This is a genomic window from Achromobacter sp. 46006 (genome assembly GCF_059761975.1).
The window spans coordinates 20545-34798 of sequence record NZ_JCBANN010000056.1 but is presented as its reverse complement, the minus strand read 5'-3'; the positions used below and the strand labels follow the sequence as shown (position 1 = coordinate 34798).

Below are 14254 nucleotides of genomic sequence, written 5' to 3'. Positions count from 1 at the left end.
GCGGCGGATCTATCCGCCGCAGGCCGCCTACGCTCGCGCAATATGAAAAACCACGCCATCCATCGACTGGTATTGCCGATCGCCATCCTTTCCACCACGGCGCCATTGCCCACGCTCGCCGCCCCCGGCGACATCGCCACCGCCGGCGGTCAGGGCGGCAACGGCGCCAATGCCAGCTACGGCAATGGCGGCGGCGGCGGGGCGGGAGGACTGGCGGGCGGCGGCGGCGGTGGTGGCGGCGGCCAGGGCGGCGTCCTGCCGACCACGCCCGTCGATGGCGGCGGCGGCGGCGCCGGTGCGACGCCGTCGACTGCTGCCGGCGCGGGCGCCAATGGCGGCAACTCCGGCTCCGCCGCCGGCGGAATAGGGGGCTTCTTGTACGGTAACGACCTGACCTCGGGCGGTAGCGGCGGCGGCGGCGCCGCGTCCGTGAGCGGCCCAGGGGGGCGTGGAGGCGCTAACCAGGCTTCGATCGTCGGTGGCAATCTGAATGGCAGTGCCAGTACGGTATTGTCCAACAGCGTAGCCGGCGCGGCCGGCGAGGCCGGCGAGGAACAGGGCTTCAACGCTGGCGGTGGCGGCGGCGGTGGCGGGCAGGGCGGGCTCGTCCTGACCGCGCCCGGGGCGACGCTGGACACGGCGGGCAATCAGGTGCGCGGGGGTGACGGCGCCGCCGGAACCCTCGCGGGCGGTGGCGGCGGCGGCGGTGGAGCCGGCCTCGTACTGCTCTCGGGCGGCACCATCCAAAACAATGGCTCCGACATCTTGGGCGGGGCGGGCGGCAATGCCAACGCGGGGGTTGGCGCGAGCGGCGGCTCGGGCGGCGCGGGGCTATTCCTGGTGGACGGCGGCACCCTTGCCAACAATGCCGGCACCGTGCAGGGCGGCGCCGGCGGCACTTCCAACAACGGCTCGGACAATCACGGTGGCAACGGTGGCGCTGGCGTGCTCGCCAATCGCGGGACGATCGTCAGCCCCGGGACCATAAGCGGCGCGTCGGGCGGCGCAGGCGTCAATGGCGGCATGGGCGGCGATGGCATCGTCGCCAACGGCACCGCCATCGACAACGCTGCGACGGGGCGGATCTCGGGCGGCGCGGGCGGCACATCGTTCGGCGCCTCGGCCGCGGGCGGCGAGGGCGGCGCGGGCGTGCGTTTCATCAACACCGGCGGATCGCTGGCGAACGCCGGCATGATCCTGGGCGGCAACGCCGGATCGTCTTCCAGCTTTATTGCGGCAAGTGGCGGTGCGGCGGTCGTCGCGCAAGGTGGCGCCCAGATCATCAACAGCGGCACGCTGGTCGGCGGCCTGGGCAGCTTCGGCGCGCGGGCCAATGCCGTGCAGCTCAGTGGTGGTGGCAACCGCCTGACGCTGACGGCCGGGTCCGCCATCGTCGGCAACGTCGTCACGACCAGCGGCGCTGGCGCCAGCGGCGACGTGCTGGCGCTGGGCGGCGATACGGCGGATGCAAGCACCACCTTCAATGTGGGCCAGCTCGGCGCGGTGGGCAGCGGCGGGCAATACCAAGGTTTCGAGAAGCTGGAGAAAACCGGCGCCAGCCTTTGGACGCTCACGGGCGCCACTACGAGCCTCACATCGTGGACACTGCGTGATGGCACGCTGGCCATCTCGTCGGATGCCGCGCTAGGCGATCCGGCCGGTTCCCTGGCCCTGGATGGCGGCACGTTGCGCAACACCGCGCCGATCATTGCCACGCGTGCGCTGGAAGTGCGCGCAGGCGGGGGCACATTGGAGACGCAGCAACCCTTGACACTGCAGGGCGCGCTGGGCGGTAACGGCGCGCTCGCCAAGACGGGCGCGGCCACCTTGACATTGAATGGCGTCAGCACCTACGCCGGCGCGCTCGCCCTGCAGTCGGGCAAGTTGGTGGTGGGCGATTCGACCCACGCGGCGGCGGTCCTGCCGGCGGCCGTCACCGTGGGCAATGGCGCCACTCTCGGCGGCCAGGGGACGATTGGCGGCGTCATTGTCGCTTCCGGTGGCGTCATCGCGCCGGGCAACTCCATCGGCACGCTCAATGTGTCGGGCAATCTCACGCTGGCGCCGGGGTCGGTGTACCAGGTCGAGGTCGATTCCAGCTCGACGGCGAGCGATCGCATCGCCGTCGGCGGCACAGCCACCCTTGGCGGATCGGTCGTACATATCGGGCCGGATGGAAGTTTCAGCACGGCGCGCGACTATGTCATCGTGACCGCTGCCGGCGGCGTGGCGGGCAGCTTCCAGAGCGTCGCCAGCAACTACGCTTACCTGGATCCGCAACTGAGCTACGGCGCCAATGCCGTCACGCTACGGATGCTGCTCAAGCAGGTGCCTGGCGGCCCTGGCGCGCGCCCGATCCGCTTCGCCGATGCCGCCACCACGCGCAACCAGCGCGCTGTCGCCAACGCCGTGCAAGGCCTGCCACAAGGCAACGCGGTCTACGCGCGCGTGCTCAACCTGCCCGCGGGCGCGCCACCCGCCGCCTTGGACGCCTTGTCGGGCGAAATGCACGCCAGCACCACCGCGGTGCTGCAGGGCATCGCCGACACCGTGGCCAGCCTGCCAGTGAATCATCTGCGCGCCAACTTGCATGCCGGCCAGACGCCAGGCGCGCCCACCGCGCAGCGCGACAGCGTCGGGGCCGCCATGGATGGCGCCGCCTTGCCGCGCTCGGCCGCCCAACCGCTCTGGGCCCAGGTATTCGGCAATTGGCGCAGCCTGCGTGACGACGGCAACGCCGCCCGGGTGCGCAATTCCGACGGCGGCCTGTTCGTCGGTGGCGACGGCGCGTTGCGCGGCGGCTGGCGCCTGGGTGGGGCCCTCGGCTACACGGGCAGCCATGCCTCGCTGCGCGACCGCGCCTCGACCGCCGACATCGACAGCTACAGCGCCACGATCTACGGCGGCAAGGCCTTCCAGGCGGGCGCGGGCCAGATCGAATGGACCGCGGGCCTGGCCTACACCTGGCACGAGATCGATACGCGCCGCGACACCGGCGCGGCCGGACTGAACCAGACCTTGACGGCCAGTTATCACGCCCGTACCGCGCAGGTTTTCACCGAACTGGGCTACCGGCTCGCCCTGAACGACCGCGTTGCGCTGCAGCCGTTCGCCGGCGTCAATTTCAGCGACCTGCGCACGCGCGGCTTCTCGGAATCCGGCGGGTCGGCGGCGCTGGACGGCGACAGCAAGCGCAACGCCGTCACCACGACCACGCTGGGCCTGCGTGGCGAGACGCGCTTCGAATCCGCCGGCAGGCCTGGGCGCGTGCACGCCATGGCGGGCTGGCGCCACGCCTTCGGCGATCTCGATCCCACCACTACCTTGAAGTTCAGCGGCAGCGCGCCCTTCACGGTGGCCGGCACGCCCCTGGCGCGCGATGCGGCTGTCATCGGCCTGGGGATCGACATGCGGGTGACGGCCTCGACCACTGTCGGGGCGGCCTATGACGGCCAGTTCGGCGGGGGCAACCGCCAGAACGCAGGCAGCCTGAATGTTGCCTGGCGCTTCTGAGGGCCGCCCCAGGACGGACGTGCGGCAAAGGAATGGCGTCGATCCGTGATGGCGGCACCCTGTGCGGGACCGGCGCCGGGGGCCGCTAGCGGCAGGCAAAAGACCGGCGCAGCGCCTCGCTGACCAGCGGCGCGGCATTCTCGTCGAGACGGCTGGCGGGCAAATCGGACAGGTAGGTGTGGACGCGGTCCTTCAGTTCATGCGGCAGAACGCCGCTGCGGGTACACCAGAGCGTGCCCTGCGTCTGGTCGGCGACCCCCATGATGTAGGCCTGCGCATACGAGGCCGAGAACCGTTTGCCGAGCTGGGCATCGCGCATTTCCGAAGGCATCCGCCCGGCAAGCGCCGCGGCCAGTTCGGCGCCGGTGAAGTGCCAGGCCCTGGTTTCCTGCGCCTGTGCGCTGGCGCACGCTGACAGCATGATGACCAACATCAGACGCTTCATTGGCGATTTTTCTCCGTAATCGTGCGACCCGGTGGCTTTGGTCGGGCGGGGCGGCCCATTGCTGCCGACGATGTTAGCACCCGTCTGTTCCGGGCCTGGAAATGCGAAACCCGATCTTAAGATATTAAATAATACATATGTTGTATGATATAAAACACCAATAGTAATTTACCCACGATAAGGTTCCATTATCGTGAGTAATTCCATCCCTATCGACCTCGGAATCCAAGCCATGGCCAGCGGTATTACCGAACAGGATGTCTGGCGCGCCGCCGACACGCTCTTGCTGGAGGGCGCGCGACCCACCATCGAGCGCGTGCGCCAGAAAATCGGGCGGGGTTCGCCCAATACCGTCAGTCCTCACCTGGAAACCTGGTTTCGCGCGCTGGGCGCCCGCATCCAGGACCCCGGTGCCTTTGCCGCGCCGGCGGCCGTGCCCGAGCCGGTCGCGCAGGCCGCAGCGCATTTCTGGGAAAGCGCGCTGGCGGTGGCGCGCGCCGAGCAGGCCGAGGCCGGCCGACAGCAGGCCGAGGCGGTGCGCCAGGCGGGCGAGCGCCTGGCCGCCCAGGCCGCGCAGTTGCGCCAGCGCGAGGCGCAACTGGCCAGCCGCGAACGCGACCTGGAAGAAGGCTTGAAGGTGGCGACCGGGCAGTTGGCCGCCACGGAGGCCCGCCTGCGCACGGCCGAATCCCAGTTGCGCCAGCGTGACGAGGTCGCGGCCCTGGCGCAGCAGCAATTGGCGGACGCCCGCGCCGCGCTGCTGGCACAGGTGGCCGACGCCGAGCGCGGGCGCCAGGAGCAGTCCGAAGCCCTGGCCGCGGCGCACGCGCGCCACGCCGCGCATGAACGCCGCTGGCTCAACGACCTGGATGCGGAACGGGAGCAGGGCAAACGGCTGCTGGCGCGCGTGGAGGGCTTGCAGGCGGCCGCGCAGCAGCAGGCCGAGCAGTCGCGCCTGGCGCAGGCACAGGCGGCCGAGAACCTGCGCCAGGCCGGGGCCGAAGCCGAGGCCCGTCTCCGTGCCCTGCAGGCCGAAGCCCAGGCGGAGCAGGGCAGGCGCCTGGCCGAGCTGGCCGCGCTCCAGGAAACCCTGCTGGCGTCGCGCCGCCGCGAGCAGGAACTGGCCCAGCGCCTGGAGGCGGCGGAGACGCGGCAGGCCGACCTGCTGGCGCGGCAGCAGGACCGCGATGCGCAACTGCTGGAAATGACGCGTCACCTGATCGCCGCCCGCGCCGAGGCGGCTGCCGATGTAGCGGCCAGGACGCGCGTCGATGGCGAGGCGGCGGGCGGCGATTCAGGCACCCGCGAGCCGACCGCCGGTGATTGAGGCGCGCCGCCGCCGACGCGCCGTGGCCGGCGAAGTTCGGATAAATTCGTATACGCCCCCTTTGCCGCCCCTGGAGTCCCGCTTGAATCCGATTTCCCCACGCCCGCCCGCGGATCTCGCGCGCAATCTGCTGGTCGTCGTCATCCTGTCGGCGCTGATGATCGGCAGTCTCTATGTGCTCAAGCCGTTCCTGTTCGGCTTGATCTGGGCCTCGACTATCGTGGTGGCGACCTGGCCGGTGATGCTGGCGGTGCAGCGCCGTTGCGGCGGCCGCCGCTGGCTGGCGACGGCGGTCATGCTGATTGTGCTGCTGGTGGTGATCGTGCTGCCGTTGTATCAGGCGATTTCGACGCTGGCCCTGCATGGCGGGTCCATCATGGCGGCGATCAAGGGGCTTCCCGATTATGCGCTGATGGCGCCACCCGGCTGGGTGCGCGCGATTCCGCTGGCTGGCGAGCGCGTTGCGCGCGAATGGCAGGCGCTGGCCGATGCGGGGGCCGGCGGCCTGCTGGCGCGGCTCGAGCCGTACGTGACCATGGCGGCCAAGTGGCTGTTGAGCAATGCCGCCATTGTGGGGGTGTTTGTGATGCACATGCTGATCACGATCGTGATTGCCGGCATTCTCTATAGCCAGGGCGATGTGGCCGCCAATTTCATGCAGCGCTTCGCCAACCGGCTGGCCGGGCACCGGGGGGTTGCGGCCATCCGGCTGGCTGGCCTGTCGATCCGCGCGGTGGCGCTGGGGATTGTGGTGACGGCGGTGGTGCAGTCGGCGCTGGGCGGGCTGGGCCTGTGGGTTGCCGGGGTGCCGGCGGCCGGCATCATCACGGCGCTGATGCTGATGCTGTGCCTGGCGCAGTTGGGGCCGTTCCTGCCGCTGCTGGGGGGCGTCATCTGGTTGTTCCAGAATGACATGAAAGTGGCGGCGGTGCTGTTGCTGGTGTGGGCGGTGCTCGTCACCATGCTCGACAATCTGTTGCGGCCGCTGCTGATCAAGCGTGGCGTGGACCTGTCGATGCTGCTGATCCTGGCGGGGGTGCTGGGCGGCATGTTCGCGTTCGGTATCGTCGGCCTGTTCATCGGTCCGGTGATCCTGGCGGTGACTTCCACGCTGCTCAAGGCCTGGGTTGACGAGGTGCCGCCGCCCGAGGCCGCGGCGCGGTCCACCGATGCCTGAGCCGCGCGTGCGCGGGCCCTGGAGGCCTGTTCACGCCGGCGGCGGCCGCCAGGGCGCGAGGCGCGCCCGCGAGGCGGCGGGAAAACGGCGTAACATCCCGATCCAGGCCGCCGGCCCGCGCCCTGGGGCGCTGCCAGGGCCTTTCCTGTTTCCGTTTTTGATGCCGTGTCCGAGATGACGATGTTCCCGCCGATTGCCCGACCCGCCTGTTCCCGATTTCGCCCGCACGTGGCGCGGCGGCCATGAGCGACAGCGTCCGCCTGGCCAAGCGGCTGGCCGCCGAGCAGTCCTGTTCGCGCGGCGACGCCGAGCGCTACATAGAAGGCGGCTGGGTCGCCGTGGACGGCCAGGTCGTCGAGGAGCCCGGTTTGCGGGTTCGTCCGGACCAGGCGGTGCGCCTGTTGCCGGGCGCGCGCCTGGAAGAAATGCGGCCGGTGACCGTGCTGGTGCACAAACCGGCGGGCCTGGCGGCGAGTCCGACGGCGAGCCCCTCGCCTCGCGATCCGGGACGCTCGGCGCTGGATCTGATCGTGCCCGAGAACCTGATGGCGGGCGACCGCTCGGGCCAGCGCTACCTGAAGCGCATGTTCCATGGCCTGGCGCTGGCCACGCCGCTCGAGCGCGCCGCGAGCGGCCTGTTGGTCTACACCCAGGAATACGCGGTCACGCGCAAGCTGGTGCAAGACGGGCCTCTTGTCGAGCAGGAGTACATCGCGCAGGTGCGCGGCACGCTGGATGCTGCCGGGCTGGCCTGGTTGCAGCGCGGGTTGCCTTACGGGGGCCGGCCGGCCACGCCGATGAAGGTCAGTTGGCAGAACGAAACCCATCTGCGCTTCGCGCTCAAGACGCCGGCGCTGGGGTTTATCGAGTACGCCTGCGACAGGGCGGGGCTGCAATTGCTGGCCTTGCGCCGCATCCGTATCGGCCGCCTGCCGATGGCGGGCCTGGCCGCGGGGCAATGGCGCTATCGGCTCGGATACGAGCGCTTCTGAGGTGGCGCGACCAGCGCCGGCGGTTTTTTTTCGGCGCACCGCGCACGGCAAGTTAAAGTGAATTCTGGAATAACTTAAAGTAGATTCTGGATTCGTGCGGCGCCCGTCCGCCGGCGTGGCAGGCGGCCTGGAATTCATTTGGAGTGATTTCTCCAAATGTCGATTAAGTTATTGATAAATTTAGTTATTCATTCAAAATAAGCTATGGCGATATGGCCTCGTGCTTCCCAGCCTCCGATTGATTGCACGCGCCGCGGCCTGCTCAAGGCGGCGGGGGCGTTGGGGTTGTCGGGCCTGGCGCTGGCCGGTTGCGCCAGTCGCGTCGCCGCCCCGAAGCAAGCCAGCGGCGACGGCGGCGTCCCGCCAGCCGGCAGGGCGCCGGGCCGCGATGTTGCGGTTCCGGCCTTGCGCACGGGCGGGTGCGTCGCGATCGTCGCGCCCGCGTCCGCCGCGGACGGCGCGGCCTTTGATGCGGCCGACTGGTTGCGGGCGCGCGGTTATGACGCCCGCATCATGCCGGCGGCCCTGACGCGCAGCGATGCGCCCTTCGACTATCTGGCCGGCGACGACGCCGCGCGGCTGGCGGACCTGCACGCGGCGTTCGCCGATCCGGCCATCGACGCGGTCTGGTGCCTGCAGGGCGGCTTCGGCTCGTGGCGGCTGGCGGACCGGCTCGATTTCGCGCTGCTGCGCCAATACCCCAAGCCTTTTATCGGCTACAGCGACATCACGGCGCTGCATCTGGCGATCCAGCGCCACGCCGGCTTTGCCACCTTCCACGGGCCGATGCTGGCGCAGGACCTGCTGGCGGGCAAGCAGGAGCCCACCGCCAGCCACGTGCTGGCCATGATCGGCGGCCAGGTCGGGCAGGGGGCCTGGATCGACGCCCCGCCGGATTCGAATCCGGTGGTGCTGGCGCCGGGCAGCGCCAGCGGGCGACTGGTGGGCGGCAACCTGGCGCTGATCGCCGCCATGATCGGTTCGCGCCATGACATTGCCACGCGCGACGCGATTCTGTTCATCGAGGACGTCAATGAGACGCTGCCGCGCGTTGACCGGCTGTTGTCGCAACTGCGGGCCGCTGGCAAGTTCGACCACATCAAGGGAATGCTGGTGGGCAGTTTCACCCGGCTGGGCCTGCCGATGGGCGATGCGCTGGGCCAGAGCCAACTGTTTCCGCTGCTGCGCGAACAGTTCGAGGGACGGGGCATTCCGGTACTGGCGGCCTGGCCCAGCGGCCATGGCGACCCCAATCTGACGCTGCCGCTGGGCGCCCGGGTGACGCTGGATACGCAACGCCGCGGCCTGCGGCTGGAACAGGCGGTGGCGGTGTAGGCGCGCGCCATCGCCGTTTGCGGAGTCCGACCCATGAACGATTTCTTCCAGGCCCTGGCGCGTCAGTCGAGAACCCCGCAGGGTTCGCGCGCGCGTCCCCGCCACGCCCGCGCCAAGGCGTTCCAGTGTGTCTGTGGCCAACGCATTTTCTTCAACAACAGCGAATGCCTGCATTGCCATCGGCAGTTGGGCTTCGATCCCAGGCGCGGGCACGTCCTGGCGCTGGACCCGGGCAAGGCCGCGGGCACCTGGGCCGAAGCCGGCCGCGTGCGCGGGCGGACCTTCAAGCGTTGCGCCAATTTCGCCAGTCCGGCGGCCTGCAACTGGCTGCTGCCGGCCGCTTCGGCCAGCGGATTGTGCCTGGCCTGCGGCCTGAACCGGACCATCCCCGATCTGTCCCGGCCGGAGAATGGCGTGCTGTGGGGCAAGGTCGAAGCCGCCAAGCGCCAACTGGTGGCGCAGCTACTGACCCTGGGCCTGCCGATCCGACGTGCGCAGGCGCCCGGCGATGGCGGCCTGGCGTTCGATCTGCTGGCGCCGGCGGCCGACGGCACGCCGCCGATGACAGGACACGGCGGCGGGCTGATCACCCTGAACATCCGCGAGGCCGATGACGCCTACCGCGTTCAGGTGCGCGAGGCGATGCGCGAGCCCTACCGCACGCTGCTGGGGCATTTCCGCCACGAGATCGGCCATTTCTATTGGGACCGGCTGGTGGCCGACGGCCCGTGGCTGGCGCCGTTCCGGGCCGTGTTCGGCGACGAACGCGCCGACTACGCGCAGGCGCTGCGGCGCAACTACGAGGCGGGGCCGCCGGCCGATTGGGCCCAGCGTTTCATCAGCACCTATGCGGCCTGCCATCCCTGGGAAGACTGGGCCGAGACCTGGGCCCATTACCTGCACATGATGGACACGCTGGACACCGCCATCAGTTTCGGCGTGGCCCGCGTGGATGTGGAGCAGGCGGGCGAACCCTTCACCCGGGCCGCGCTGTACGACCCGGATGATCCCGACGGGCAGGGGTTTCTCGACCTGGTCAATGCCTGGGTGGCGCTGACCGGCGTGCTCAACGAGCTGTCGCGCAGCATGGGCCAGCGCGATTTCTACCCGTTCGTGTTGCCCGCCGCCGTGGTCGGCAAGCTGCAATTCGTGCACCGGGTGATCCGGGGCGCCGCCCGCTGACGGGCTGGCGTCGCCAGGGCGGGGGGCAACGCCGCCGGCCGGATGGGGGCGGGCGGCCTCAGGCTTTGCGTGTAGCCGGCTTGAGGCGCGAGGGCACTTCGTCCAGGTCGCTGCAGACGGCCAGCACTTCGGCCGGCTTTTTGCTCAAGGACAGGTAGACGTGGCCGATGCCGCTGTCGAAATACGCCGATTCCAGGCGGTTCAGCACCACGCTGTCGCCATTCTCGAACTGGATGCGCACCTTGCCGGACAGCACCAGGGCGAATTCCTGGCCCGGGTGGCGGATGTAGTCCTCGAATTCCACGACCTTGCGCGAATCGATCAGCGCCAGCATGGGCATCATCTTCTTGCCAGGGTATTCGCCCATCAGCAGGCGATAGTGGTAGTTCTCGGTGGCGTAGTCGCGGGCATCGCTGAGCGTGTTCTTGACATAGGTGGGCGCCACCTCGGCCGGGGCCGTGTCGCGCAGCATGAACATGCGCGTCATGTCGATGTCCAGCGCCCGCGCCAGCGCCGCGAATTTCTCGTAGCTCAGGGCGATCTGGCCCAGCTCGGCCTTGGACAGGGTCGATACGGCGATGCCGCTGGCCTGCGACAGCGCCTGCAGCGTCATTTTGCGGGCCTTGCGCTCGGCGCGCAGGCGCGCGCCCATTGCTTCCTTGCCCACGATGTCGGGAGGGGCGGTATTGCGCGCGGAGGGAGGGGCCATGTAGCGGTCTGCGTCCAGGGTTGCCAGAGGGGCGGATCCCGCCCCGTTCAGGCCGGATTGTAAAGGCTGGCCGGGCTCAGGCCGCCGTGCGCGCCAGGACCCGGCCGGCGTGCTCGCCGGTGAACGCCTGCTCGCGCCAGACCGGGGCGCCATTGACGTATACCGAATGGATGCCGGCGGCGCGGCTGGTGGGCTGCTCGAAGGTGGCGGTATCGGCCACCGTGGCCGGGTCGAACACCACCAGGTCGGCAAAATAGCCGGGCTGCAATTGTCCGCGCCTGGCCAGGCCGAAGCGGGCGGCGGTCAGGCCGGTCATTTTCCAGACCGCCGTTTCCAGCGGAAACAGGCCCAGGTCGCGTGAATAATGGCCCAGCACCCGCGGGAACGTCCCCCACAGGCGCGGATGCGGGCGCTCGTCGTGCGGCAGGCCGTCGGAACCGATCATGGTGGGGCCGAACGCCAGGATGCGCTGCACGTCGGGCTCGTCCATCATGAAATAGATGGCGCCGGCCGGTTGCAGCTCGGGCACCAGGTCGTACTTGGATTTGCCGCGCTCGGCCGCGATCTCATCCAGGTCGCGCCCGCTCAACTCGGGGAAGGGCTTGCACCAGGTGATGAGGGTGCGGCCGGCCAGCAGCACGCGGTCCTGCTTGAGCATGGTCGAGCCGGCCACGTAGGGGTAGGCGTCCAGCGACACGTCCTGGCGCGCCATGGCGGCCTCGATCAGTGGCAGGGTCTCGCGCGAGCGGCCGAAATTGGGCTGGCCCATGACCTTGTGGTGCGAGATCACCACAGGCACGTCCAGTTCGCGGCCGATGCGGAAGGTTTCCTCCAGGGCGGCCACGATGTGCTCGCCCTCGTCGCGCATGTGGGTGGCGTAGATGCCGCCGTGCGCGCTCAGCGGCCGGCAGACCTCGATGATCTCCTCGGTGGTGGCTCGCGCGGCGGGCGGGTAGAAGGCCCCGGTCGAAATGCCGATGGCGCCGCTGGCCATGGCCTCCTCGGCCAGGGCCCGCATGGCGGCGATTTCTTCCTCCGTGGCCTCGCGTTGCAGGTCGGGCATGACGGCGGCGCGCAGCGTCGAATGGCCCACCATGCAGGCGGCGTTGACCGCCGCCGGGGCGGCGCGCAGGGCCGCCAGGTAGTCGGCGAAGCGTTCGAAGTGGTAAGAGCCGCCTTCGTCGAGCAAGTCCAGCGGCGGCGGCGGATTGGCGTGCGCCAGCGGCGCCAGGCTGATGCCGCAATTGCCCGTGACCACGGTGGTCACGCCCTGCGAGATCTTGGGCGTCATGTCGCGGCGCCGCAGCAGGTAGTTGTCGTCGTGCGTGTGGGAGTCGATGAATCCGGGCGCCACCACCAGGCCAGTCACGTCGAGGCGCGTATGCGCGGTGGCGCCGGTCAGATCGCCGATGGCGGCGATACGGTCGCCGCGCACGCCGAGGTCGGCGCGCCGCCCGGGCGCATTGCTGCCATCGATGACGGTGCCACCGGCGAGCAGGAGATCGAAAGGCTGGGAATCGGTTGCGGACATGGCATTCTCCGGCGATGGGGTCTGGGGACAGGCGTTAGGCGAAATGGCAGGCGGCCAACTGGCCCGGACCGACCCGGCGCGCGAGCGGCGTTTCCTGGGCGCAGCGCGCCTGGGCCTGCGGACAGCGGGTGCGGAAGGCGCAGCCGGACGGCGGCGCCAGCGGGCTGGGAATCTCGCCCTTGAGCACGGCGACCGGGGCGCGCTCGCCGCGGCGGGCGGAGGGCACCGCTGCCAGCAGGGCGCGGGTGTAGGGGTGGGCCGGTCGGTTGAACACCGCGTCGCGCGTGCCGGTCTCGACGATCTTGCCCAGGTACATGACCGCCACCTGGTGGCTGATGTGCCGCACCACGCTCAGGTCGTGCGAGATGAACACATAGGTCAGGCCCAGGTCGCGCTGCAGGTCCATCAGCAGGTTGATGACCTGCGCCTGCACCGACACGTCCAGTGCCGAGACCGGTTCGTCGCAGACGATCAGGCCCGGCTCCGGCGCCAGGGCGCGCGCGATCACGATGCGCTGGCGCTGGCCGCCGGAGAACTCGTGCGGATAGCGCTCGGCGGCGTCCGGGCGCAGGCTGACGCGCGCCAGCAGTTGCGCCACCCGTTCGCGGATGGCTTCGCGGCCATGGCCGGCATTGCGCAGCGGCTCGCCGATGATGTCGCGCACCCGCATGCGCGGGTTCATCGACGAGAACGGGTCCTGGAAGATGAACTGCATGCGTTGCCGCATGGCGCGCAACTGGCGGCTGCCCATCGCGGCCAGGTCGGCGCCCTCGAGCAGGATGCGGCCTTCGGTGGGGTCGGTCAGGCGGATCAGGCACTTGCCGGTGGTGGACTTGCCGCAGCCGGACTCGCCCACCAGGCTCAGGGTCTGGCCGCGCGCCACCGACAGCGATACGCCGTCGACCGCGCGCAGCACCTTGCCGCCTTCCAGCGCAAAGTGCTTCTTGAGGTTGGTCACTTGCAGCAGGGGCGCGGCGGCGGCGGCGCCGGTCTCCGCGCCGGGAAAGGGGGCGTCGTGCAGGTTCATTGCGAGTCTTGCTCCATCGTGGCGGCCGGCTCGGCCTGGCGCGCCCAGCACCAGGCGCGGTGGCGGTCGCTGGTGACGACTGCGGGCGGCGCTTCGGTGGCGCAGCGCGGCAGCGCCTGCGGACAGCGCGCGGCGAAGGCACAGCCGCGCGAGGCCGGCGTCACCACCGGCACGATGCCGGGCAATTCGGCCAGGCGCGCGGTATGGTCCTGGCCGTCGACGAAATCCGGCAGCGACCGCAGCAGCGCCTGGGTATAGGGGTGGGCGGGGCGGTCCAGCACGTCGTCGACGCTGCCTTCCTCGACCTTGCGGCCGGCATACATGACGATGACGCGCTGGCACATCTGCGCCACCACGCCCAGGTCGTGGGTGATCAGCACGATGGCCGTGCCCAGCCGCGCCTGGATGTCGCGCAGCAGGTGCAGGATCTGCGCCTGGATGGTCACGTCCAGCGCGGTGGTCGGCTCGTCGGCGATCAACACCTTGGGCTGGCACGCCAGCGCCATGGCGATCATGGCGCGCTGGCGCATGCCGCCAGACAACTGGTAGGGGTATTCGCGCACGCGCCGCGCCGGGTCGGAGATCTGCACCAGTTCCAACAATGCCTCGGCCTGCTTCATGGCTTCGCGCCGCGACAGGCCCTGGTGCAGCATCAGCGGCTCGCTGATCTGGCGGCCGATGGTGAACACCGGATTGAGCGAGGTCATCGGCTCCTGGAAGATCATCGATAGCTGGTTGCCGCGCACGGCCCGCATGGCCTTCTCGGGCAGGGTCAGCAGGTCGCGGCCGTCGAATGCGACGCTGCCGCGCGCCACGCGCCCGGGCGAGCGCAGCAGCCGCATGATGGACAGCGAGGTGACGCTCTTGCCGCAGCCGGATTCGCCCACCAGGCCGAGGGTCTCGCCCGGCATCAGGTCGAACGACAGGCCGTCCACGGCCAGCACCGTGGTCTCGTCGCCGTCGAAACAGGTGGTCAGGTCTTGCACTTGCAGCACAGGTTGGGATGGCATGCGCGC

The 14254-nt window shown here is 69.9% G+C and carries 11 protein-coding genes; 6 read left to right on the top strand and 5 right to left on the bottom strand.

The genetic code is table 11. From position 1 onward, the window contains the following. Nucleotides 1-42 precede the first annotated feature (42 nt). Nucleotides 43-3513, top strand: coding sequence for an autotransporter outer membrane beta-barrel domain-containing protein (locus tag AC6LKG_RS21360; RefSeq protein WP_498167865.1), 3471 nt, complete (start codon nt 43-45; stop codon nt 3511-3513). Between the two features lie 85 nt (nt 3514-3598). On the opposite strand, the gene AC6LKG_RS21355 is transcribed toward AC6LKG_RS21360, so the two are convergent. Further along, nucleotides 3599-3958 (bottom strand): Rap1a/Tai family immunity protein, encoded by a 360-nt coding sequence (locus tag AC6LKG_RS21355; RefSeq protein ID WP_498167863.1) that lies wholly within the window; start codon nt 3956-3958, stop codon nt 3599-3601. A gap of 232 nt (nt 3959-4190) precedes the next feature. Between AC6LKG_RS21355 and AC6LKG_RS21350 the strand changes: the two genes are divergently transcribed. The 5 genes from AC6LKG_RS21350 to AC6LKG_RS21330 all read left to right on the top strand — a co-directional run bounded on the left by AC6LKG_RS21350 (nt 4191) and on the right by AC6LKG_RS21330 (nt 9971). Further along, the gene (locus AC6LKG_RS21350; RefSeq protein ID WP_498167860.1) at nt 4191-5285 is read left to right on the top strand and encodes a DNA-binding protein; all 1095 of its coding nucleotides are present in this window, start codon (nt 4191-4193) and stop codon (nt 5283-5285) included. Between the two features lie 82 nt (nt 5286-5367). Then, nucleotides 5368-6462, top strand: a complete 1095-nt coding sequence (ydiK, locus tag AC6LKG_RS21345; protein ID WP_498167858.1) for an AI-2E family transporter YdiK — start codon at nt 5368-5370, stop codon at nt 6460-6462. Nucleotides 6463-6704: 242 nt separating this feature from the next. Beyond that, complete coding sequence (locus tag AC6LKG_RS21340; RefSeq protein WP_498167856.1) at nt 6705-7454, top strand: RNA pseudouridine synthase; 750 nt, start codon at nt 6705-6707, stop codon at nt 7452-7454. 237 nt (nt 7455-7691) lie between these two features. Then, entirely contained in the window at nt 7692-8789 is a 1098-nt protein-coding gene (locus AC6LKG_RS21335; protein WP_498167869.1) for a S66 peptidase family protein, read from the top strand. 33 nt (nt 8790-8822) lie between these two features. After that, nucleotides 8823-9971, top strand: coding sequence for a zinc-binding metallopeptidase family protein (locus AC6LKG_RS21330; protein WP_498167854.1), 1149 nt, complete (start codon nt 8823-8825; stop codon nt 9969-9971). 58 nt (nt 9972-10029) lie between these two features. Here AC6LKG_RS21330 and AC6LKG_RS21325 read toward each other — a convergent pair whose 3' ends face one another. The 4 genes from AC6LKG_RS21325 to AC6LKG_RS21310 all read right to left on the bottom strand — a co-directional run bounded on the left by AC6LKG_RS21325 (nt 10030) and on the right by AC6LKG_RS21310 (nt 14248). Then, on the bottom strand, nt 10030-10680 hold the full coding sequence (locus AC6LKG_RS21325) for a helix-turn-helix domain-containing protein (protein ID WP_498167851.1): 651 nt from the start codon (nt 10678-10680) through the stop codon (nt 10030-10032). Between the two features lie 76 nt (nt 10681-10756). Further along, the gene (locus AC6LKG_RS21320; RefSeq protein ID WP_498167848.1) at nt 10757-12211 is read right to left on the bottom strand and encodes an N-acyl-D-amino-acid deacylase family protein; all 1455 of its coding nucleotides are present in this window, start codon (nt 12209-12211) and stop codon (nt 10757-10759) included. 34 nt (nt 12212-12245) lie between these two features. Beyond that, on the bottom strand, nt 12246-13238 hold the full coding sequence (locus AC6LKG_RS21315) for an ABC transporter ATP-binding protein (protein WP_498167846.1): 993 nt from the start codon (nt 13236-13238) through the stop codon (nt 12246-12248). Next, nucleotides 13235-14248, bottom strand: a complete 1014-nt coding sequence (locus AC6LKG_RS21310; protein WP_498167844.1) for an ABC transporter ATP-binding protein — start codon at nt 14246-14248, stop codon at nt 13235-13237. Before AC6LKG_RS21310 ends, AC6LKG_RS21315 begins: the two co-directional genes overlap by 4 nt. Nucleotides 14249-14254 lie beyond the last annotated feature (6 nt).